Annotated in this window: 20 protein-coding genes; 12 read left to right on the top strand and 8 right to left on the bottom strand. The window is 63.9% G+C overall.

The genetic code is table 11. The features are described from left to right. Nucleotides 1-73: 73 nt before the first annotated feature. Nucleotides 74-718 (top strand): lipopolysaccharide core heptose(II)-phosphate phosphatase PmrG, encoded by a 645-nt coding sequence (gene pmrG / locus L9B60_RS24900; RefSeq protein WP_249673628.1) that lies wholly within the window; start codon nucleotides 74-76, stop codon nucleotides 716-718. On the opposite strand, the gene L9B60_RS24895 is transcribed toward pmrG, so the two are convergent. The 4 genes from L9B60_RS24895 to L9B60_RS24880 form a co-directional block, all read right to left on the bottom strand. Then, nucleotides 719-2,329: a glycosyltransferase family 39 protein gene (locus tag L9B60_RS24895; RefSeq protein ID WP_249673627.1), complete on the bottom strand. Its 1,611-nt coding sequence runs from the start codon at nucleotides 2,327-2,329 to the stop codon at nucleotides 719-721. It lies immediately after the preceding gene. 44 nt (nucleotides 2,330-2,373) lie between these two features. After that, on the bottom strand, nucleotides 2,374-2,973 hold the full coding sequence (locus L9B60_RS24890) for a phosphatase PAP2 family protein (protein ID WP_249673626.1): 600 nt from the start codon (nucleotides 2,971-2,973) through the stop codon (nucleotides 2,374-2,376). Between the two features lie 300 nt (nucleotides 2,974-3,273). Next, the gene (locus tag L9B60_RS24885) at nucleotides 3,274-3,717 is read right to left on the bottom strand and encodes a hemerythrin domain-containing protein (protein WP_249673625.1); all 444 of its coding nucleotides are present in this window, start codon (nucleotides 3,715-3,717) and stop codon (nucleotides 3,274-3,276) included. A 114-nt stretch (nucleotides 3,718-3,831) separates the two neighbouring features. Then, nucleotides 3,832-3,981 carry a hypothetical protein gene (locus L9B60_RS24880; protein ID WP_249673624.1) on the bottom strand — a complete coding sequence of 50 codons (150 nt, stop codon included), beginning with the start codon at nucleotides 3,979-3,981 and terminating at the stop codon, nucleotides 3,832-3,834. Nucleotides 3,982-4,215: 234 nt separating this feature from the next. Here L9B60_RS24880 and L9B60_RS24875 point away from each other — a divergent pair, with 234 nt between their 5' ends. The 3 genes from L9B60_RS24875 (at nucleotide 4,216) to L9B60_RS24865 (ending at nucleotide 8,297) form a co-directional block, all read left to right on the top strand. Next, nucleotides 4,216-4,707, top strand: a complete 492-nt coding sequence (locus L9B60_RS24875) for an acyl-CoA thioesterase (protein WP_249673623.1) — start codon at nucleotides 4,216-4,218, stop codon at nucleotides 4,705-4,707. A 27-nt stretch (nucleotides 4,708-4,734) separates the two neighbouring features. Beyond that, the gene (locus tag L9B60_RS24870) at nucleotides 4,735-6,399 is read left to right on the top strand and encodes an FMN-binding glutamate synthase family protein (RefSeq protein WP_249673622.1); all 1,665 of its coding nucleotides are present in this window, start codon (nucleotides 4,735-4,737) and stop codon (nucleotides 6,397-6,399) included. Between the two features lie 101 nt (nucleotides 6,400-6,500). Next, complete coding sequence (locus tag L9B60_RS24865; RefSeq protein WP_249673621.1) at nucleotides 6,501-8,297, top strand: monovalent cation:proton antiporter-2 (CPA2) family protein; 1,797 nt, start codon at nucleotides 6,501-6,503, stop codon at nucleotides 8,295-8,297. Nucleotides 8,298-8,399: 102 nt separating this feature from the next. On the opposite strand, the gene L9B60_RS24860 is transcribed toward L9B60_RS24865, so the two are convergent. Next, nucleotides 8,400-9,278, bottom strand: coding sequence for a hypothetical protein (locus tag L9B60_RS24860; protein WP_249673620.1), 879 nt, complete (start codon nucleotides 9,276-9,278; stop codon nucleotides 8,400-8,402). Further along, nucleotides 9,275-9,970 carry a hypothetical protein gene (locus L9B60_RS24855; protein ID WP_249673619.1) on the bottom strand — a complete coding sequence of 232 codons (696 nt, stop codon included), beginning with the start codon at nucleotides 9,968-9,970 and terminating at the stop codon, nucleotides 9,275-9,277. The genes L9B60_RS24860 and L9B60_RS24855 overlap by 4 nt, the downstream gene beginning before the upstream one ends. Before the next feature lie 194 nt (nucleotides 9,971-10,164). Between L9B60_RS24855 and L9B60_RS24850 the strand changes: the two genes are divergently transcribed. From L9B60_RS24850 to L9B60_RS24815, 8 genes are all read left to right on the top strand, one after another. After that, nucleotides 10,165-10,542 (top strand): NUDIX hydrolase, encoded by a 378-nt coding sequence (locus tag L9B60_RS24850; RefSeq protein WP_438866010.1) that lies wholly within the window; start codon nucleotides 10,165-10,167, stop codon nucleotides 10,540-10,542. Nucleotides 10,543-10,650: 108 nt separating this feature from the next. Further along, complete coding sequence (locus L9B60_RS24845; RefSeq protein ID WP_249673618.1) at nucleotides 10,651-10,983, top strand: YMGG-like glycine zipper-containing protein; 333 nt, start codon at nucleotides 10,651-10,653, stop codon at nucleotides 10,981-10,983. A gap of 120 nt (nucleotides 10,984-11,103) precedes the next feature. Beyond that, nucleotides 11,104-11,604 (top strand): sigma-70 family RNA polymerase sigma factor, encoded by a 501-nt coding sequence (locus L9B60_RS24840; RefSeq protein WP_249673617.1) that lies wholly within the window; start codon nucleotides 11,104-11,106, stop codon nucleotides 11,602-11,604. Nucleotides 11,605-11,653: 49 nt separating this feature from the next. Then, nucleotides 11,654-12,517, top strand: coding sequence for a FecR family protein (locus L9B60_RS24835; protein ID WP_249673616.1), 864 nt, complete (start codon nucleotides 11,654-11,656; stop codon nucleotides 12,515-12,517). Further along, nucleotides 12,465-12,653: a FecR family protein gene (locus L9B60_RS24830; protein ID WP_249673615.1), complete on the top strand. Its 189-nt coding sequence runs from the start codon at nucleotides 12,465-12,467 to the stop codon at nucleotides 12,651-12,653. Before L9B60_RS24835 ends, L9B60_RS24830 begins: the two co-directional genes overlap by 53 nt. A 373-nt stretch (nucleotides 12,654-13,026) precedes the next feature. Next, on the top strand, nucleotides 13,027-15,852 hold the full coding sequence (locus L9B60_RS24825; RefSeq protein ID WP_249673614.1) for a TonB-dependent receptor: 2,826 nt from the start codon (nucleotides 13,027-13,029) through the stop codon (nucleotides 15,850-15,852). A gap of 29 nt (nucleotides 15,853-15,881) precedes the next feature. Then, the gene (locus L9B60_RS24820; protein ID WP_249673613.1) at nucleotides 15,882-18,686 is read left to right on the top strand and encodes a M16 family metallopeptidase; all 2,805 of its coding nucleotides are present in this window, start codon (nucleotides 15,882-15,884) and stop codon (nucleotides 18,684-18,686) included. Next, entirely contained in the window at nucleotides 18,683-20,368 is a 1,686-nt protein-coding gene (locus tag L9B60_RS24815) for an ABC transporter ATP-binding protein/permease (RefSeq protein WP_249673612.1), read from the top strand. The genes L9B60_RS24820 and L9B60_RS24815 overlap by 4 nt, the downstream gene beginning before the upstream one ends. Before the next feature lie 33 nt (nucleotides 20,369-20,401). On the opposite strand, the gene L9B60_RS24810 is transcribed toward L9B60_RS24815, so the two are convergent. Both L9B60_RS24810 and L9B60_RS24805 read right to left on the bottom strand, forming a co-directional pair. Further along, a complete protein-coding gene (locus tag L9B60_RS24810) occupies nucleotides 20,402-21,607 on the bottom strand; it encodes an MFS transporter (protein WP_249673611.1) in 1,206 nt (401 codons plus the stop codon). A gap of 66 nt (nucleotides 21,608-21,673) precedes the next feature. Next, nucleotides 21,674-22,291: an NIPSNAP family protein gene (locus L9B60_RS24805; RefSeq protein ID WP_249673610.1), complete on the bottom strand. Its 618-nt coding sequence runs from the start codon at nucleotides 22,289-22,291 to the stop codon at nucleotides 21,674-21,676. Nucleotides 22,292-22,458: the final 167 nt, after the last annotated feature.

Raw genomic sequence — 22,458 nt, 5'->3', positions numbered from 1 at the left:
CCGATTTCACTGTCGCGAAGGCCGCCATGCGCTAGATTGGCCACTACCCTTGTGCGCCCGGAGCGTGGTGGTGATGGCCGTTTCGTTCACTAAATCGCGGTTCAATCGATGGGCACTGGGGGTTGGCGCCCTTACCGTACCGCTGCTGGTGGCAGGCTTTGCCGCGTGGCAGAAATCACCCACCGACCTGGGCCATCGCGGTGCGCTGGACGCCAGTGGCCTGTACCGGCAATGGCAACGGGGCAACGTGGTGGTGATCGTGCGCCACGTCGAACGTTGCGACCGTTCCGGCCACCCGTGCCTGGGCCCGGAGGACGGCATCAGCCTGCAGGGTGACGCGGCAGCCGCGCAAATGGGCCAAGCGTTCAACCGACTGGGCATGGCCCACACCGACGTGGTCACCAGCCCTTTGATCCGCACCCAGCAGACCGCCCACTCGATGTTTGGCGTGCCCAGCCCGCAACTGGCCTGGCTGTATACCTGCGACAAGACGATGCTCGCGCAAATCGCACGCTACAAGGGCCCGCAGCGCAACCTGATGCTGGTCACCCACAGTGCTTGCATGAGCAAGATCGAAAGCACGCTGGGTTACGCCCATGCCGATGCCAGCGATTATGGCAGCGCGCTGTTCATCTCCCTGGCCCACGCCGGCAAACCCCGGGTGCTGGGCGTGATGCAGGCCCAGGACTGGCAGGCGGCCCAGCTCAAGGGCCAGTGATCAGGGGGCCAGGCGCAGCAGTTGGTAGCCATCCTTGTCGAACATCCCGCTCAACACCGGCGCCAGCAAGGCGGCGGTCGCAGGGGGCAATTTGCGCAGGTCACTGTCGCTCATCATCACGTAGGCCGGGCCCGCTTGCGCCGCCAATTGATCCGGCGCATCGCTGAACACTGGCCGCAGGTCGGCGTCGATATTGACCATGAACTTGATCGCCTTGGCATCCTTGCCCATGCCATACAGCACCAGCGGTGCCGGCGCTTGCCGCACCTGCCGGTACACCGCCTGGCTGAACTGGCGCGTGTCGTACATGCCCCGCTCGGCCGGTTCCAGCACCATTATGTAGCTGGCCCAGGTAGCCAACACGGCGCACGCGGCCGGCCCCACCACGCGCATGCCCGGCTTGACCAGGGCCGCCACGGCAATCAACTGCAAGGCGGCCAGCAGGCCCAGCAGCCCAGCGGGAGGCGGCACAAGCTCTGGGAAACGCTTGTGGGCGTACAGCACACCGCCGATCGACAAGGCCGGCAACAGCAGCCAGATAAGGTGGATCAATGCACGCAGCCCGGCGAACACCCGCCCCTGCGCACCCTGGAACGGGTAAGCGGCGATGATCGCTGCCATGGGCAACATGGGCAGCATGTAGCGGGCCTTTTTGGCCATGGGGATGGACAGGCCGACCATCACGATCAACCCCGCCGCGGCGCAAAAACCCAACAGGCGCAGCGCCGGCCCCCGCGGCTGGGCGCGGTTCAACACTACCGCCAACCCCGCCAGGATCGCCAACGGGTAGGCCATCGCGTAATTGCCCAGGGAACTGGTGAAGTAATACACCACGCTGCTCGAGCCTTCGCTGCCATCGATGCGCCCGGTGACTTGCATGCGGATCACGTCCTGCACGAACGCCGCCCCGCCGCTCAACTGCGCCAGCCACAGCAACAAGCCGATGCAGATGCCCAGCAGCGCCAACGCGGCAAAGCCAAACGCGAACAGACGCCGGTACTGGCCGCTCAACAGGTAGTAGCTGCACAGCATGCCAGTGGGCACCACCAGGCCGATCGGCCCGCGGATGGCAAAGCCCAGTAGCAACAACGCAAACAGCCCGGCCAAGCGTCGCGGCGCGCCGAAGTGATCATGGGCATAGCCCAGGTAGAACACCGCGAAGGCCACCGCCGCCAGCATCTGGTCCAGCGACACGGCACGGGTCTCGCTGATGAACGTCACGCTGAGCAGCAACAGCGCCACGCTGGCCAGTGCCCACCGCGTGGAAAACGGGGCCAGCAGTCGGTACATCAAGGTCACGATCACGGCACTGGCGATCGAGGTCGGCAGCCAGGCCGTCAGGCTGGTTACCTGGCCAAAAGGCAGCGACAGCAAGTAGCTGAACAGGGTCGAGGTGGCCGAATAATCGGCATACGGTTCACCATAAGTGGTAGGGAAAAAGCTGGGGCCGTGGCGCAGCATTTCCTGGGCAAACATGACGAAGCGCGAATCGAAACCGATCACCGACTGCTGATAATTACCAATAACGAACAGCACCAGGGCAAGCGCCCCCAGTAACAGGGACTGGCGAAGCTGCGCCGGCGTCGGCCGTGCGCTCAGGCTGGATGACATTCAGGTCTTCCTTGAGAGGGGGATAGAAAAGGCGCTGCAGGCGGTCAATCCTGCACCCAGCCTTTAGTAATAGGTAGGGCGAAAACGCGCCGGTACAGGCCTTGTGCACCATCAAGCAGGCGCGCCTTGAGCTGGTGTGTGTTCAACAGCGCAAGCACTGCCCAACTGCTGGCCGTGGCCACCAGCAAGGCACCGATGATGTCGAACGGAAAGTGCACGCCCAAGTAAACCCGCGACGCTCCCACGGCAACACCCAAGGCCACTAGCCAAGCACCGAGTCGACGCATCTGGCCCCAGACCAGCCCCAGGCCCACCGAGAAAAACACCACGGCGTGGTCGCTGGGGAACGAGGTTTCGGCCTTGTGCGGCAGGAAGTTGTGGCCCAGCGGTATCATGAACGGACGCGGGTGGAAGCTGACCGCGAAAATCAGCAGGTTGCAGCCCAGCGCCAGCAACAGGCTGAGCGCCGCCAGCAACACCGCTTCGCGGGTCGAACGGCGGCCCCACAGCCAGAGCACGGCCAGCAGCGGCAGGATCAGGTAAATCAGCCATTGAGCCAACACCGTCGCCAGCCACAGGCTCCAGGGCGCGGGGTCGGCACCGGCATTGATCAGTAGAAACAGCGAGCGGTTCAACGCTTCCAAGGGGCGGGCCTCACGGGGATCGTCTTTGTAATGATTGACCCGTGCAAGTTTGGCTGGGAAGCGGTGAAAAAGGCGTAAAAAAGTGATGAAGCAGGGGGCAAAATCGAGATTGTTCACCTGAGGTTCAGGTTACGGGCTCGCGATGTAGAGGATTGCGGCTTGGGATGACATCAAGCCACCCCGCGCCAGGCCATAGAGCTTTAGCGCTCTTTAGATCGAGCGCCGCCTGCGCGGCGCATCGCAGGCAAGCCTGCTCCCATATCGGTTGCAACGCGCCATGGCCTGTTGGAGTTGCGTGACTTATGCCTCGCCCAACTGCTCGTTGAATTCCTTGATGTATTTCCCGGCCAAGGTTTCTTTCTGCTGGTCTTCGAGCAACTTGCCCGCCACCTGGAAGAACTTCTGCTCCTCTTCCTTCAAGTGGTGATGCACTTTGTCGGCCAGCTTCTTGGCGGTGGCCAGCCACGCGGGGCTGCTCATCTCGGTCTCGTCCAGCTGCTCCATCAACTCATCCATCTCGTGGTGCTCGGAAATGGCATGCCGGCTGAGATCCACGCCGCCATCGAGCTTCATCAGCGGAACGTAGAAGAACCGCTCCTCGGCCGTCTCATGGGCGTGGAGTTCATCTTTGAGTTGCTGGTAAGCCTCGGCACGCTGCTCGCTTTCGCCGTGGGTCTGGATCAAGGCCACCGCGTAGGTGCGCTGGCGGTCATGGCTTTCTCGCAGGGCTTCGAAAATATTCATGGGGCGGCGCTCCGGGTGGGTAGTAGTCGTTACTACTAGACCCTCGGGCCGCAGTTGCAGTTCAAACCAATGGCTCAAGGCACGGCGCGGGTTACAAAATTGCCCAATCTGCCCTCAAGTCATCGCCACGAACGCACCGATACCGAGCACCACCGCCACGCTCGCGCACAGGGTGAACCACCACACGCCATCCAGGTCTGGCGCCGCAGGGGCTGGGGCAGAGGCTTGGTTGAAGTGGTTACGGCACATATTGGCACTGTACATGCGGGCATCTCCGGGAGCGATTCGAAAGAGGTCTGCCCGAATGAAAGCAAACACCACGCCAACCTCAGCCCTTTGCATTGTTACGGGGTGGGCAATGCTCCCTTACATTTTGATAGCTAGCTAACTAACTTGCCCAGCTGCTACCTTCCAAACCCTCCAGCACTGCACACCCAAGGCCTGGAGCGCCAGGCCAACATGGCGCAAGGTCGATAAGCCTACCGTGATGAGGTTTTTATGGAACCCGGCAGTTATCAGTTGAGCATGAGCGTGCTCATGACCCCCGACAAAGCCAATTTCTCCGGCAACGTGCATGGTGGCGCGCTGCTCAAGATGCTCGATGAAGTGGCATTCGCCTGTGCCAAACGTTATGCCGGCCGCTACGTGGTGACCTTGTCGGTCGACCAGGTGATCTTCAAGGAGCCGATCCACGTTGGCGAACTGGTGACCTTTCTTGCTTCGGTCAACTACACCGGGCGCACGTCACTGGAAGTCGGCGTGAAGGTCATGACCGAGAACATCCACGAGCGCACCGTGCGCCATACCAACAGTTGCTATTTCACCATGGTGGCCATCGACACCGACGGGCGCCCCTGCCCCGTCCGCGCCCTGCTGCCCGATACCCCGACCGAACTGCGGCGCTACGCCCAGGGCCAATTGCGCAAGCAACAGCGCCAGGAACTGCAAGCGCGCTATGACCAGATTCGTGACGGTGGCGTGCCACGCTGAACCCCATGCCTGCTGCAAGGAACAATAATGAAAATATCGCTCTTGAGTCGCTACGCCCTATTGGTCGCCTGCGTGCTGTTCACGGTGGCAAGCCTGGCCTGCCTGACGATGACGCCCTGGCTTGCGGTGCTGACCAGCCTGACTGGCCTGCTCAGCCTGATCGGCCTTAACGACCTGCTGCAAACCCACCACTCGGTACGCCGCAACTACCCTATCCTGGGCAACATTCGCTATTTGATGGAAACCATCCGCCCGGAAATCCGCCAATACCTGCTCGAAGGCGATGACGAACAACTGCCCTTCTCCCGCGCCCAGCGTTCGATCGTTTACCAGCGCGCCAAAAACCAACCGGCGGAAAAGGCTTTTGGCACCCTGAGCGACGTGTATAAACCCGGTTTCGAATTCATCAGCCACTCCATGTTACCCAGCGATGCCTGCGACCCTGCGCAGTTTCGCGTGGTGATCGGCGGCCCAGCCTGCCTGCAACCCTACAGTGCCTCGGTGTTGAATATTTCAGCGATGAGTTTTGGCGCCCTCAGCGCCAACGCCATCCGGGCATTGAACAAGGGCGCGCGCCTGGGCGGCTTTGCCCACGACACCGGTGAAGGCAGCATCAGCGCCTACCACCGCGAGTTCGATGGCGACCTGATCTGGGAGATCGGCAGCGGTTATTTTGGCTGCCGAACCCTGGACGGGCATTTCGACCCCGCCCGCTTTGCCGAGCAGGCGCGCCAGCCACAAGTAAAAATGATCGAGATCAAACTGAGCCAAGGGGCCAAGCCGGGCCACGGCGGCATTTTGCCCCGGCACAAGGTGACCGAGGAAATCGCCAGCACCCGCGGGGTGAACATGGGCAGCGATTGCATCTCGCCTGCGCGACACTCGGAGTTCAACACGCCCCTTCAACTGTTGGACTTCATCGCTCGCCTGCGCAAGCTCTCTGGCGGCAAGCCGGTGGGGTTCAAGCTGTGCCTGGGCCACCCCTGGGAGTTCATGGCCATCGTCAAGGCGATGCTGGAAACCGGCACCCTGCCGGACTTTATCGTGGTCGACGGCAAGGAAGGCGGCACCGGTGCGGCGCCCCGCGAGTTCACCGACAACATGGGCATGCCGATGCGCGAAGGGCTGTTGTTCGTGCACAACACCCTAGTGGGCGCCGGCCTGCGCGAGCAGATCAAGCTAGGTGCCAGCGGCAAGATTGTCAGTGCCTTCGATATCGCCAGCGTGCTGGCCATCGGTGCCGACTGGGTCAACTCGGCACGCGGCTTTATGTTCGCCGTCGGCTGTATTCAGTCGCAAAGCTGCCACACCAACAAATGCCCCACGGGCGTGGCTACCCAAGACCCACTGCGCCAACGCGCCCTGGTGGTACCGGACAAAGCGCAGCGGGTACACAACTTTCACCGCAACACCCTGGTGGCGCTGGGCGAGATGCTCAGTGCGGCCGGCCTGAGCCACCCCGGGCAACTTCAACCCAAGCACCTGGTGCGGCGCATGAGCAGCACCGAGGTGCGGCTGTTTTCCCAGATCCACGTATTCCTGGAGCCTTTGGAGTTGCTGCAAGGGCCGATATCCGCCGAGTTCTACGCACGCATGTGGCGCACCGCCCAAGCCCGCAGCTTCGCGCCATTGGCCGTTGCACCACCGTCCAAGGCAGACCGGGTGCAGGTACCCGAGCCCGCCGAGTCCTAGCCCTTGCCCCCTTTCAGAACGCTTAAGCCTTGAGAAGCAGACGTATACCCCCGCACAGCTTGTAGAATGGGGGTATCCGCCTTACCGTCAAGGAAAACCCCATGCCCCATGAAGGGAGCCTGCTACAAGCCGCCGTCGTGTTTCTACTGGCCGCAGTCATTACCGTGCCATTGGCCAAGCGCCTGCAATTGGGCGCGGTGCTCGGCTATCTGTTCGCCGGTGTCATCATCGGCCCGCAAGTACTGGGGCTGATCGGCAACCCGCAGAGTGTGTCGCACATCTCCGAACTGGGCGTGGTGCTACTGCTGTTCATCATTGGCCTGGAACTGTCGCCCCGCCGGCTGTGGGTGATGCGCAAGGCCGTGTTCGGCGTGGGCCTGGCCCAGGTGCTGTTGACGGGGGTGGTGATCGGTACGGTGGCAATCCTGGCGTTCGGCCAACCGTTGCCCACCGCCGTGGTACTGGGCTTGGGGTTCGCCCTGTCATCCACCGCCTTCGGCCTGCAAAGCCTGGCCGAAAGCAAGCAGCTGAACAGCCCCCATGGGCGGTTGGCGTTTGCCATCTTGTTGTTCCAGGACATCGCCGCCATTCCGCTGATCGCGCTGGTGCCGCTGCTGGCCGCCGGCAATGTCGACGTGGCCCCAGGTGACAGCCTCAACCATGGCCTGCGGGTGCTAGGCAGCATCGCCGTGGTGGTGGTGGGCGGGCGTTACCTGTTGCGCCCGGTGTTCCGCACCGTGGCCCGCACCGGCCTGCCGGAAGTGTCCACGGCCACGGCCCTGCTGGTGGTAATCGGCACGGCCTGGCTGATGGACCTGGCCGGCGTGTCCATGGCGCTGGGGGCATTCCTGGCCGGCCTGCTGCTGGCAGATTCGGAGTACCGCCACGAACTGGAATCGCAGATCGAACCGTTCAAGGGGCTGCTGCTGGGCCTGTTTTTCATCAGCGTGGGCATGGGCGCCAACCTCAGCCTGCTGCACGAAGCCCCGGCCACGGTGATCGGCCTGATGCTGCTGTTGATTGCCATCAAGCTGCCGCTGCTGTGGCTGATCGGGCGCCTGGCCGGGGGGCTCGGTAAAATCAGTGCCTTGCGCCTGGGCGTGGTGCTGGCCGCCGGCGGCGAATTTGCCTTCGTGGTGTTCAAGATCGGCCGCGACCAGGGGTTGTTCGACCAGCACCTGTACGACACGCTGCTGCTGACCATCACCTTGTCCATGGCCGTCACCCCGCTGCTTCTGTTGGCCTGCGCGCGCTGGCTCAAATCGCGGCCAAAACCGCCGGTGCCAGTGCCGGAGCACCTCAAGGCCATCGACACCGACGCACCGCGGGTAGTGATTGCCGGGATGGGCCGCATGGGCCAGATCGTCTCGCGGATCTTGCGCGCGCAAAACATCCCCTTCGTGGCCCTGGACACCTCGGTCGACACCATCGAGTTGACCCGCAGCTTCGGCAACATGCCGGTGTTCTATGGCGACCCGCTGCGGGCCGAAATCCTCAGCGCGGCCAAGGTCGGCGAGGCCGAGTATTTCATCATCGCCACCGATGACCCCGAGACCAACATCAAAACCGCCGAGCTGGTGCACCGCTTGTACCCGCACCTGAAGATCATCGCCCGCGCCCGCAACCGCCAACACGTGCACCGCCTGGTCGAGGTGGGGGCCGAGGCGATTCGCGAGACGTACTATTCAAGCCTGGAGATGAGCCGGCGTACGTTGATGGGCCTGGGCTTGAGCGAAGAACAGGCCAACTGGCGCATCAAGCGTTTCAAGCAGCACGACGAACAGGTGCTGGCGGCGCAATACCTGGTACGCGATGACGCCGCCAAGGTGATGCAGACGGCCCAGGAAGCGCGGGCAGAGCTGGCGACGTTGTTTGAGTCCGATACCAGTAACCGTTAGGCAACTGGAGAAGCAGCGGTACGACCTGCGGTTTTATCCGCGAAAATGACACCTGGGTTTGCCTGTTTCACCCCGGCGTCTGTTTCGCGGATAAATCCACGCCTACTGCCCGCCCGCTGCGATGCCCTCGAATGGCGCCGGCACCGACTTCAGCGCGCCGTCCAGGTCCCGGTAACGATGGTACAACCCGGTGCCGGGCAGCAGCCTGCCCCGCTCCACCACCCGGTGGCCGTCCAGCACGTAGCGCACCGTCTGCTCCTCGCCCACCACGCCTTCACCGGCCTGCAGGTCTGCCAGCAAGGTGCGCAGGGTTTCGTCGATGCACTGCTGCAACTGGTCATTGACCTTGTTCAGCTCCAGGCGCCCGTCGTCGATGCATTGCGCGCCGCAACTGCGCAAGGTTTGGCCGACCACGGCGATGCGACGCCGATAAAGGGTGGAGCCGGCGATATCCTGCACCTGCACGCGACTGATCAGCACGAAGCTGTCACGGTCGGCGCTGAGCACCAGGTGGGGCTCGATCAACAACCGCGCGCTGACCGAGCCCTGCGCCTGGGCCAGGCCGGCCGTCTGGCTGGCCAGCCGGTAACGCGCACGCAAGCGCTCGCCCAGTGCTTCATTAGCGAGCAGGTCGGCCATGGGCCGGGCATCTTTCTGGGCATTTTCCCGGGCATCACGCTCCAGCGCACCGGCCCCGATACGGCTGTTGATGGCGCTGACCACCAGCAAACCGATCAGGCCGGCACCGGCGCCACCCCGGGCAACCGAGTCGCTGGTCTGGCTGGCGGCAGCGGCGGTCTTGGCATCAATCACCATGGCAGCGCCCACGAAGCCTTCGCGTGGCACCTGGACATCGATGCTCACGCCATGGGCCATGACGTAGGGCAACGCAGCGGGGTCGTTGAAACCCGGTTCCACCGCAGGTTGCCCGGCGCAAGCGCCGAGCAGTGCAATGGCCAGCAGCAGGCCGGCACGTTTCATTGCGCGAACGGCGTGATCACCATTTGGCGACTGCTGTCCACGGCCTGGTAGTAGGCGTTGGCAAGGTTGCTGTAGTTGGGTTGGTCCCACTCACCCTGGGCTGGCTGCACCACGACGAACGGTTTCCACCACAGCAGGTGGTTGTCGTGCAGGTCGACCACGGCGCCCACACCGCCCACTTGCGGAGTAGGCACGCTGGTGGGGACTACACTGTAATAACTACGGAACGCGCCACTGGCGGTGTAGGAAATAAGCAGCAGGCGATCGACCCCGTATTTCGCCTGCAAGGGCGTCAGGTCGCGGCGATAGAAGCCTTCGCGAAACTTGATTTCCTTGTACTGGGTCACGTCGATGATCTCGTCAATACGCTTGGCCGTGTAACCCTTGGCCTTGAGCTTGGCGACGATCTCGTCGGGGATGGTGGCGGTGTCCTTGAGTTTCCAGGTGCTGACCTGGGTGCTGAGCTTGCTGTTGATGCCTTTGTTGATGGCCAAATCCAGCAGGCCCTGGTTACCCACCAGTGCCAGTTGCGATTCTGGCAGGTTGGTCATGGCCACGCCGATGCTCTGGCTTTTGTCGCTCCAGAATTGCGCGTCGAGGTCGATCGGTTTTTGCGTGGTATTGGCGCAACCGGTCAAAACGGCGCACAGGCCGGCCAAGGCAGCAACGCCTCGCAGTGAACGAAACAGCATGGGGCAAGTCCCTTTGATTGAAGTAGTCGATTGGGGTTATCGGACGCGCCTCGGATTCCTTTATGGCCAATTGCCATATTTCATAATCGGTTGAATCCGATGAAAAACCAGCGCTATCCGTGACGCTTGGCCTTTTTATTGCTTCTAAATTATTACACTTTTGTGACAAAGCGTAAAACGCAGCAGGTACACCCATGGGAAAAGCCATCAAGGAACGCGCCACCGTCATCTGCCGCATGGACGACAAGGTACTGTTCGTGCGCAAATCAAAATCCCGATGGTCGCTGCCCGGCGGCAAAATCGAAGGTAACGAGTGGCCGGCCCAGGCCGCCGTGCGTGAATTGATCGAAGAAACCGGGCTGCAGGTCGACGGGCTCAACTACTTGGCCGCGCTTGAAGCCTACGAAACGCTGCATTACGTATTCGAAACGCCTATTTCACCCGAACAAACCGCGCGCCCGCTCAACGAGATCGCCGATTGCCGCTGGTTCACCCTGGAACAGGTAAACCGGCGCAACGTGAACAAATCGATCAAACGCCTGCTCAGGGACGTGAAAACTTCGGCCGCGTGACCCGCGCCGATGTATCCACAAACACACAAGGTGGATACCCGGAATCGCTTGCCTTGCGCCCCGGAAGACTCGAGGATTTGCGCCCCTCTTTTTCGATGAGTCGCCCCCATGAAAGTCTTTACCGGCCTGGCCTTGGCCCTGACCTTGGCAAGCACCTCGGCCATGGCCAATGATGTGGTGGGTGCCCTAGTCGGCGGCGCCACTGGCGCTGTCGTCGGCAACCAGGTAGGCGGTACCCAGGGCGCGGTGATCGGTGGCGTGGCAGGCGGCGTGCTGGGTATCGCGGTGTCCAACCTGTTGGAGCACGACGGTGGCGGCCACCATCACGACCGAGGCGGCCAGGCGTACCAGGGCGGTGGCCACGAAGGCGGCGGCCCGCACGGGCCAGACCAAGGACGGCCCATGCACGGCCCTGAAGGCGAAGGTGGCCCGCGCCCCTGACACCCGAGCCCGGCCCCATGGCCGGGTTTTTTACCACCCCGCCTCTATTGATAATGCTTATCACTCACTATAGGATTGCCACCCCGCGCTATCGCCCTCTTTCATGTGGTCAATCAATCTGTGGATGCGTGTGCTGACAAGCTGACCCTGTACCTGGCCCATCGCACCGCGCTGGTCGACTATGCCGCCAATATCCTCGGTTGCAGGGCCAGGGCCGAAGACGTGGTACAAGAGGCCTGGCTGCGTTTTGGCGGGCGCATCGAGGAATCGCTGTTTATCAGCAACCCGGTTGGCTACCTGTACCGCATCGTGCGCAACCTGGCTTATGACCTGACCCGGCGCCTGGCCACCGAGCGGCGCCAGCCCGACAGCCACGAGGTGTTGGCGCAACTGCCCGCCGCCACCGCCTCGCCTGAGCGCGAAGCGGCGGGCCAGGATGAGTTGCTGGCCCTGAGCGAGGCCCTGGCCGAACTGCCGCAGCGCACGCGCCTTGCCTTTGAGATGCACCGCCTGGGCGGCTACACGTTGCAACAGGTTGCCAATACACTGGGCGTGTCCGTGGGGCTGGCGCACCTATTGGTGCATGACGCGTTGAGCCATTGCCTGGCCCGGCTGGAGTGAACCGATGAACCCACACGCCAATAGCCCGCCCCCCTCGAATGTGCGACCCTTGCGCCCCTCTTTCTCGACTGGAGACGGCGTGGCCATGCCCGATGCCGAACCTGCGACAGCGCTGCACGACATCGCCCTGGACTGGCTGCTGCGCGCGCAGCAAGCGCCTGCGGACCCGACGTTGCAGGCCGCGTTGGCGCACTGGCTGCAAACGGCCCCCGAACACCAGGCGGCCTATCGCAAGGCCGAGCGTATCTGGCACTTGACCGGGCAATTGCCGGCCAGCACCACCGAACAATGGCCCCTGCCCCCCGCACTGCCAGTGGCTGCGCGGCGCGAACGCCGCTGGCCGGCCTGGGCTGCGGGGCTGGCGGCCTGCCTGCTGTTGGCCTTGGCGCCGCACCTGTGGTTGCAAGCCCAGGCCGATTACCAAACCACCCTGAGCGAGCGACGCAGCGTCGACCTGCCCGACGGCAGCCGCGTGCACCTGGATGCCAACAGCGCCATCGTCGTGACGTTCAGCGGCAACCGCCGCAACGTTGAGCTGCTCAAGGGCCAGGCCTTCTTCCGGGTTGCACCGGATGCCAGCAAGCCTTTCCACGTATTGGCCGCCGACCTGGACGTGACCGTCACCGGCACTGCGTTCAACGTGGACCTGGGCCCAGGCAACGAAAGCGTGGCCGTGGACCACGGCTCGGTGCGCGTGCAGCAACGCGCCGACGGCAAGGTCCTAAGCCCGGGCCTGATTGCAGGCCAGCAACTTAACTATGACCCGGCCGATCGCAACGTCGTGCTGGGGCAGTTGCCGGTCAGCCAGATAGCGCCCTGGCGCCAACACCAATTGATCGCCAACAACGCCCGGGTGGGTGATGTGGTGGCGACAACTGGAGCGCTACCTGCCGGGCAAGGTGGTGCTGCGTGACGACGCCTTGGCGGACTTGCGGGTGACCGGGCTTTATGACCTGGAGCAGCCCGACGCGGCCCTGCGTGCGGTACTGCAACCGCATGGGGGGAAGGTGGTGGTTTTTTGGGGGTATGTGCGGGTAGTTTCGCGGTGAAATCGAGCGTGCGCGGGACTTGGCTCAGGATTTTAAGTGTTGCTGAGACCGGCCGCCTGGGACTATTCGCAAGCAAGCTTGCTCCCACATGTGTTGCAACGCACCAATGCCTGCGGGATTGAAGTTGAACGCTTTTTAAATGCACTGCAGGCGACGCCTGTCCACCGCGCGGGCGGCCGGTGGTGGCCTTGATTGAATCCTGAGACAGGCCCACACACCCTCACTCAATCCCCCCCACCCAAACATTCCTGAACTTTTTTTCATATTCTCCTGAAAATCCCCCGAGCTACCCCGTCATTGCCCCGTACATCAACTGCGATCAATTCGCATTCAATGAATTGTGAGCATCAATGGCTCACTCGGGGACACGATCATGGCAAAGCAGCTTCCACGGCCCGGCCGCACGGGCAGGCACTTCGGCGCGCGGGTTAACCTCAAGGCCCTGGGCCTGTGCGTTGCATTTGCCGCCCTGCCCCTGTACGCCGCCGAGCCTGCCCGCCTCATCGACAGCGCGCTGCAAAGCAGCCACGGTTTTGACATCCCGGCCCAGGCGCTGGCCGGAGCGCTGATCAGTTTTGGCCAGCAAAGTGGCCTGCAGGTGACCGTCGACGCCACCCTGCTGGCCGGGCGCACGTCCACTGCGGTCAGCGGCACCCTGAGCAACCAAAGAGCACTGGACCGGCTGCTGACAGGCACCGGCGTCAGTTGGGATTACCAGTACGCCAGCTTGATTTTCCGCCGCACCGATGCCCAGGCCGATATCGATGGGCCGATGGAAATCGGCAACACGGTGGTGCTGGGCAATACCCGGGAAAACAGCTACCAAGGCGAAACCGTGATCAGCCAGCAGGCCATCCAGGCCTTTCCGGGCGCCAACGGCGACATCACCACCTTGCTGCGAATGCACCCCAGCGTGCAGTTCAGCAACACCGCGCAAAGCTCCAACACCCCAGGCGAAATCGCCCCGGCCGACATCAGCATCAACGGCGCCAAGTACTACCAGAACAATTTCATGATCGACGGCGTGTCGATCAACAACGACCTGGACCCCGGCGCCCACGACTACAACGCGGTGCGCCAGTTCGACTCCTCGCCCAGCCGCTCCCACGGCATCGCCCTGGACGCCGACCTGCTCAAGGAAGTGCGGGTGTACGACAGCAACGTGCCAGCCGAATACGGCGGCTTCAACGGCGGCGTGGTCGACGCCATCACCCGCCAGCCCACCCAGACGCTGCACGGCAAGATCTCTGCGGCCATGACCCGCTCCGAATGGACCCGCTACCACATCAGCGAAGCCGACCAGGACGACTTCGCAAACGCGTCCAACGAGCAGTACCAGCCAGAGTTCGACAAGCTGACCGTGCGTGGCACCCTGGAAGGCCACCTCACTGAAGACTTCGGCGCGATCCTGAACTTCTCCCAGAAGCGCTCCACCATCCCGCTCAACGCCTACGCCGATGGCTACCAGAGCGATACCGGCAAACAGACCCGCGACCAAACCCGGCGCCTGGACAACTACCTGATCAAAACCTACTGGAACGTCAATGACCGGTTGACCCTGGACACCTCGTTCACCTACGCACCCGAAGACAACAGCTACTTTGTCGAAGACCGCCTGAACTCCGGCTGGACCACCCAGAACGGCGGCTACCAGGGCAACCTCAAAGCCACCTGGAGCGGCGACCTGGCCACCTGGACCCACAGCTTGTCGGTCACCCAACTGACCAGTTCGCGTGACGCCGATGCCGATGACGTCACCTTCTGGTACTGGTCACCGGCCAAGAACTGGGGCAACCCCGACAGCAGCACCGCTCGTAGCGTGGACGGTGGCTTCGGGGACCTTGAGCAAAGCCAGAAAAGCCTGGCGTACTCGCTCAAGTCGGCTTGGTTGCCGGTCACCTTGTGGGGCCTGGAACACACCTTTGTCAGCGGCCTGGAGCTGACCCACACCGCCGCCGAATGGGAGCGGCCCACCACGGTCAATTCGGTGTCCGGCTTTCGGCGCGACAACGGCACCACCTGTGCCACCGGCGACAGCCTGTGCTCGGTCAGCCCCTTGCTCAACGGCTCCAGCCGGCAATGGGCAAGCACCCGGGTGATCTACGGCGCGGGCAAGATCAGCGTCGATGAAAACAAGTACGCCTACTACCTGCAAGACAGCCTGCAACTGGGCAGGCTGGGCCTACGCCCCGGCGTGCGGCTGGAGGGCGACGACTACATGGAGAAAAAAACCATCGCCCCGCGCTTTGCCGGCGACTACGACTTTTTCGGTGACCGCAGCACCGTGCTGGTGTTTGGCGCCAACCGCTACTACGGCCGCAACCTGTTCAAGTATCGGCTGGCAGACGGTCGCGGCGAGCTGAACACCACCCAGACCCGCAGCAGCTACACCGGGGCCTGGACCTCCACCGTGCAGAAGAACACCAACAAGTTCTCGACCCTGGACATCCCCTACGACGACGAATTGATGCTGGGCCTGGACCAACGCTGGCTGGACACCGATTTTCGCCTCAAATACGTGCACCGCACCGGCAAGGACAAGATCGTGCGCGCCAGCGCCGGTACCCAAAGCCTGGCGAGCGCCGATGGCTACACCACCAATTACTACACTTACACCAACAACGGTTACAGCGAGAGCGACAACGTCAGCCTGAGCATCACCCCGATCCAGGACTTCCAGTTCCGGGGCACGCGCACCAGCCTGCAATTGGCCTTCGACTGGTCGCGCACCAAGGACGCCTACGGCACCTACGACGACATCGTCACCGCCAACGAATACATCGACAGCGACGTGATCTACGACGGCCAGCGCATGAAATACAGCGAGCTGCCGGCCGCGGACTTCAACCGCCCCTGGACCGCGCGCCTGACCGCCATCACCGAAATCCCCCAATGGAACCTGACCCTGAGTAACTTCCTGCGCTACCGCGGGCCGTACGACCAGATCGTCAGCACCAGCGACACCGTCGACATCGACGGTGAAACCCTCAAGGTGTACGAAGCCAGCCGCGTGGCCGGCGCCCCCACCTGGGACATGCGTGTGAACTGGGAAGTGCCCACCGGCCCCGAGCAGGCGGTATTCGTGGCCGTGGACGTGACCAACGTCACCGACAAGGTCAATGGCATCGTCGGCAGCAGCGGCAGTACCACCTATGAAACCGGCCGCCAGTTCTGGCTGGAAGTCGGCTACCGCTTTTAATCGCCCCCTGAAAAACTCGAGATAACCTGATGAACAAACTCATCGCGGGCCTGCTCGGCCCGCTGTTGCTGTGCGCCTGCGCATCGATGCTTGCGCCGGACAAACCCCTGCCGTGGGACCCGCGCGTGCTACAGGGGCAATTGCCCAACGGCTTGCAATACCGACTGCTGCGCGAAACCGCCCAAGCCGGCCGGGTGGATGTGCGCCTGACCATCAAAGCAGGTTCGGTGGATGAGGACGACGACCAGATCGGCGTCGCCCACCTGGTCGAGCACCTGGCGTTCTACAGCCACGGCCAACAACCGGGCACCGTGCGCAGCCGCCTGCAGGCGCTGGGCTGGGAACAGGGCAAGCACTTCAACGCACAAACCACCTACGACCGCACCCAGTACCTGCTCAGCCCCACCGGCGGCAGCGCGCAGATCAACCCAGCGCTCGAAGCCCTGGCCGACTTGGCCTTCGCGGCCGATTACAGCGCGGCCGACCTTGACCACGAACGGCCGATCGTCATCGAGGAGTGGCGCGGCGGCCTGGGTGTGGCCCAGCGCATGAATCAGCAACGCACCGCCAGCCAACGTGCCGGCTCGCGCTACCCGGCCCACCGTACCATCGGCAATGAAACGGCCATCCGCGAGGCGCGCCTGCCCGCCCTGCTCGCCTACCAGCAGCGCTGGTATCAGCCGCAGAACATGGTGCTGACGGTGGTCGGCGACATCGACCCTCAAACTGTGTTGGCGGGCCTGGAACTCACCTTCGGCAAACACCCCGCCACCCCGATGCCGCCACGCGGGCAACGCGACCTGCCCCTGGACAACCAACTTAAGGTGTTCCAACTGCAGGACAGCCAGAGCGGCAGCAATCAGGTGGCGCTGCTGTTTCGCCTGCACGAGCCGGCCAGCCGCGCCAACAGCCTTGCCGGCCTGCGCGAACGCATCATCGACCGCCTGGCCCTGTCCAGCCTGGTCAGCCAACTGCGTCGCCAGCCGCTGGGCAGCGGCGTGCGCAGCCTGACGGCGCAAAAAACCACGATCGGCGATCAATCCACCGTGTTGGGCGTGGCAGCCGGCGTGGACGCCAACCATCACGCGCAGGCCCTAACGCAACTGCTGAGCGAGCTGGAACGTTTGCGTCGCCATGGCCTGCAGCAAGCGGACATGGACGCCGAGCGCGAACAGATCCGCGGCTTGGCCTTGCGCATGCAGCACACGCCCACTGAAAAGACCTTCGAAAAATGGGTCACCGACCTTAACGACGCCGCCATCCAGGACAAGGTCGTGCAACGCCCGCAGGACATCGCCCAGGCCTACCTCAGCCAGCTTGACGGCATTCATCTGGCCGAGGTCAACCAGCGCCTGCGACGCTGGCTAGGCAGCCCCGACCAAGTGCTGCAGGTCAGCGCGCCGGGCCTTTCGCCGTTGCGCCTGCCCAGCGTCAGCGAGGTGCTGCAGCAGCAAGCGGCGTTGCAGCAGCAGCCCTTGGCGGCGCCCGCAACCCGGCAGCTGACGGCGGCCACAGCCCCTGCCCTGCCCACGCTACCCGCGCCGGCCGGCGGCGGCCGCATCGTGCAACGCCAACGCTTTGCCGCCGAGCAGGTGGAGCATTGGGCCTTAAGCAATGGCGACCGCCTGGTGTGGTTGCGCCGCAACGGTGAACAAGGCCGCTATGTGCTCAAGGCCCAATCTTCGGCCGGCTTCATGGCCCAGGGCATGCTGGCCTGGCGCACGCAGATGGCCACGCAACTGGCAATTAACAGCGGCCCCCCGGGTTGGTCGGCAGACGCGGTGCAGCAATGGCGCCGCGGCCAGGCCCTGACGCTGGGCCTGGACCAGCAGGCCCAGCACCTGGTCATCAGCCTGACCGCCGCCCCGACACCCGGCGCCATGGCCGGGTTGCTGCAAGGGTATCGCCTGAGTCAGACGGCGCAGGTGATCGACCCGTTGCTGTTCGAAGAGGCCCAGGCCGACCTGCTCAGCCGCCTGCAACGCCAGCACGACAGCATCAGCGAACAAAAGGCCGAGCGCTTGAGCGCCTTGCTGATGGCCGGCAAGGCACCCGGTACTTCACCCGACGCCGACACCTTGCAGGCCTTGCAAGCCCAGGACCTGGAACGTGACTGGCAGCAGCTCTCCCAGGCACCGGTTACGTACTACCTGATGGCCGACGTGCCCGTGGCAGACCTTGAGGCACTGGTCAGCCGCGAGCTGGCCGCCATCCCTCGCGGCAAAGCGCTGATCGGCACCAGCGCCGTGCAGCAGCCCGGCCAGCGCCAGGCGCAATTGGCCATTGCCGTGGAGCCGCGCGCCAGCCTGCAGATGCAACGCTACAGCGAACGGCGCTGGAGCCCAGAGGATGCCGTGCGTGTCGCGGCCTTGCGCGAGGTGGTGCGCCAGCAGCTGAAAACCGCCTTGCGCGCCGAAGCCACCGGCATCTATCGGCTGGACTACGACGCCGAACTGAACCCCGACACCCAGCGCATCGAAAGCCGGCTGAGTTTTACCAGCGACCCTGCGCGGGTCGAGGAGCTGTGGCAGCGCGCCCAGGCCACACTGGCACGGTTGCCCAAGCGCTTGACCGAGGCCGACGTGAAGCGCCTGCGCGCGCACCTGCAACAACAGGAAAACCTGCGCCGCCAGGACCCGCAAACGCAATTGCGCCGCTTGATGCTCAGCGAGCGCCAGTGGGGCGACCCGCGCTACCTCAGCCAACAAGCAAGCCTGGCCGATGCACTGGACCTTGCATCACTGCGCGCCCTGGCTCGGCAACTGGCCCTGGACGCCAACACCGTGCAATTGCGCCTGCTGCCCGCCCCTGTCACCGCGCAGGCCCAACCATGAATACCCTACGAACCTTTATCGCCCTGGCCAGCCCGTTCTGGCGCAGCCGCCAGCAGTGGCTGGCCTGGCTGATGCTCGCCAGCCTGATCGGCATGGGCCTGTTGCTGGTACAGATCAACGTACTGATCAACGCTTGGAGCAAGACCTTCTACGACACCCTGGGCCAGTTCGACACCGATGCCTTGTATGGGCTGATGGGCCAGTACGCCGGCTACATCGCGATGTACGTGCTGGTCACGGTGTACCTGGACTGGCTGCGCAAGGCCTTGGTGCTGCGCTGGCGTAGGGCAATGACCGAGCACACTGTGCAGGCCTGGTTCAGCGACCAGGCCTACTACCGCATGGGCCTTAAACATGAGCCTGACAACCCCGACCAGCGCATCGCCGAAGACATCGACCTGCTGGTTCGGCGCAGCATCGAACTGCTGGTCTCGTTTATCGCCAACATGGCCCAGGTGGGCGCGTTCGTGACCATCCTCTGGAGCCTGTCGGGTGTGCAGCAGTTCACGATCGGCGGCCATGAATTCATAGTACACGGTTACCTGGTGTGGATCGCGGTGGCCTATACCCTGCTGGGCACGTTGATTACCCACTTCATTGGTCGCCCGTTGAAGGGCCTCGATTACGAGCAGCAACGGCGCGAGGCGGACTTTCGTACCGGGCTGATGCGCAACCGCGAGCACGCCGAGCAGATCGCCCTTTACCGGGGCGAGGCGGCAGAGCAGCAGGTGCTCGGCGAACGCTTCACGGCCATCGCACAGAACTGGCGGCGGCTGATGAACCGCCAGCGCAGCCTGTCGTTCTTCACCGTCAGCTACGACCGGGTCAGCCTGATCATCCCGGTGTTCGCCGCGCTGCCCGCCTTTCTAGCCAAGACCATCACCCTGGGCGGCCTGATGCAGATCCGCAGTGCGTTCAGCGCCGTGCAGGGCTCGCTCAGCTGGTTTATCCAGATGTACTGGCGCTTGGCCGAATGGAGTGCCACGGTAGAACGCCTTGGCCAGTTCCAACAGGCCATCGAGGCCAACCGCCCGGCGCTGCGCGCTGAGGCCCACGGTGACCAATTGCGTATCCAGCACCTGGACATTCACCACCCGGATGGCAGCCCGATGCTGGCCGGCGTGCATGCCCACGTCAAGGCCGGCGAATGGGTCCGCCTGCAAGGCCGCAGCGGCCTGGGCAAATCCACCCTGCTGCGCACCCTGCACGGTTTGTGGCCGTACTACCGTGGGCACTGGCAGTTGCCTGCCGGGCGCAGCCTGCTGCTGCCCCAGCAGCCTTATTTGCCGACCCTGGCGCTGCGCCAACTGCTGGCTTACCCGGCCACCGACCTGCCGCCCGATGCCTTGCTGCGCCAGGCCTTGGGCCAAGTCGGCCTGCACGCGCTGGCGGCGGACCTTGACCAGTGCTGCGAATGGCCCCGCCAGCTCAGTGGCGGCGAACAGCAACGCCTATCCCTGGCCCGAGCGCTGGTGTACTGCCCAAGCACCTTGTACCTGGACGAAGCCACCAGCCAGCTGGACGAACCCACGGCGGCGCAGTTGCTGGCCCTGCTCAGGCGCGCACTGCCGCAGTGCCGGGTGGTGGGCATTACCCACCAGGCTTCGTTGACCACGGCGTTTGATCGCGAGATAGAACTGACTAGGCGCCAAAGCGCCACCGAAAATCGCGCGCTTGTGTAGGAGCGGATTTATCCGCGAAAGGGCCCCCGCACTCTACCTGGCACTGCGCGGTGCGCTGTTCGCGGATAAGTCCGCGCCTACGGGCAATGGGTTGCGCACCGCCAGGCGGCGCAACAGGTAAACCGCCGGCAGCGCGATCAACGCCGCCGGCAGCATGGCGCTGCCCAGGTGCCAGGTGCCCAGCGCCAGGCCGCCGATGATGGCGCCCACGCCGATGGCCATGTTCAGCACCGCGGTGTGCAGCGCGGCCGCGACCAGGGTCGCGCTGCCGGCGACCTGCAGCACGTAGGCCTGCAACCCGGCAAACAGCATGGCGATGGCCACGCCCCACAGCACCAACAGCATACTCACCGGTACCAGGCCCATGGCAGGGCCGCCCCCGCCCAGTGCCAGCAATGCCAGACACATCGTGATCATGGCGACCAGCAAGGTGGCCTGAAGGTGCCGGTCAATCAGCCAGGCCGTCAACAGATTACCCGCCAAGCCGGCCAGGCCGAAGCCAAACAGCAAGGCTGCGACTTCGAACGCCGATATACCACGCACCAGGCTTATGTAAGGCTCGATAAAGGTGAACGCGCAAAAATGCGCGGCGGCGGTCAGCGCGGTGATCGCGTACACCGGCAACAGGTCACGCCGCAGCAACACCTCGACCATTCGCGCAGGTGTGGCCTGCGCAGTGACTGCCGCCCTGGGCATCAGCACGCCCACGCCCAGCGCCATCAGCACACACAAACCGGCCAGCCCGGCAAAGCCACTGCGCCAACCGTAACCCTGACCCAACAGGTTGATCAGCGGCACGCCCAACACTGTGGCCACGGTAATGCCGCCAAACACCAACGAGGTCGCCAGGCCCACGCGCCGTGCAGGCACCAGTTGCGCAGCCGACGCCGCGACACTGGCCCAGAACAGCCCATGGGCCACCGCGCCCACCGCCCGCGCCAGGCCGAAGCCTGCGAAGTTCGGCGCCACCGCCACCGCCGCGTTGGAGCCCGCAAGCGTCAACATCAGGCCCGTCAGCAAAGCCCGCCGTGGCACATGGGCATGCAGGCGCGGCGATAACAAACCGCACAGCGCGCCCAGCCAGGCATACAGGGTCACGCTCCAGCCCACGCTTGCCGCATCGCTACCTAAATCCGCGCTGATCTGCGACAACAGGCCGATGGGTGCGAACTCGCTGGTGACCATGGCGAAAGCGGAACAGGCCAGCACCATCACGGCGGCCCAGCGCGAGATCTGCATGCGGTCATTCCTTTGATCGTCAAATACGCATCGTGGCATGGCCCCTTGAACCTCGGCAATGCCCGATCACTGCAATGGCGAGAACGCCGCCGGCAGGAAAATCCCCGAACGCATCTCGCGTAACTGCGGCCCGGAGTTGTCGGGGGGCCAAACGCCGTTCGCGACCGCCCGGGTGCGCACCTCCAGGCGCTGCTCCAATGAGGCGTAGGGCCAGATGTGCAGGTAGCGCGGCGTGCGGCCACAGGTGGCGTAGAAAGCAGCGTGCACCGGTGAATAACCGTCTGCGGTGCGCGCTCGGATGGCCTGCTCCCAGCCCGCCAACGTGGGTGCCAACCCAGAAGGAATCAGGTTGTACACCCGCAGTTCGTAGAACGGCCCGTGCCGGCCGGGGGGCAACGGCTCGACAAAGGGGAACAGCGTGTAGTCCTCCACATGCATGTCCAGCAGCAACGCTTCGATGCCAAAGGCATCGTGGGCCAGCAGATAACGCTCTCGCTCGGCCTGGCGCTGGGTTTCATCGGCAAAGCCGCGCAACACGGCCACCTGATTCAGTTCGCCTATTTCCGAGGCCCAGCAACCAATCAACACCCCGCTGGCATCGCGCAGTACCGGTTCCAGGCACGCCAACGCCTGGGCCGTGGTGCGCACGCGCAAGGTGAAAGTAATCAATTCATAGTGCTTCATGAGTGTCCTTGAATGCGTGAGGCCGCGTGCGGCCGAACAGCCACTTACGGCTCAGTCGATCCGCCGCCGTGCAGCCCATCAGGATGTCCGCATCGCGGTGCAGCAGGCCGTTATACCCGGCAGGGCCGACCGCCATGGGCAGCGGCCATCTGCGCAGGGTCGAACCT

Origin of the sequence: Pseudomonas abieticivorans (assembly GCF_023509015.1) — a bacterium.
GTDB lineage: Bacteria > Pseudomonadota > Gammaproteobacteria > Pseudomonadales > Pseudomonadaceae > Aquipseudomonas > Aquipseudomonas abieticivorans.
Note: the sequence above shows the minus strand (reverse complement) of the source record. Positions and strands in the feature narration are given on the sequence as shown.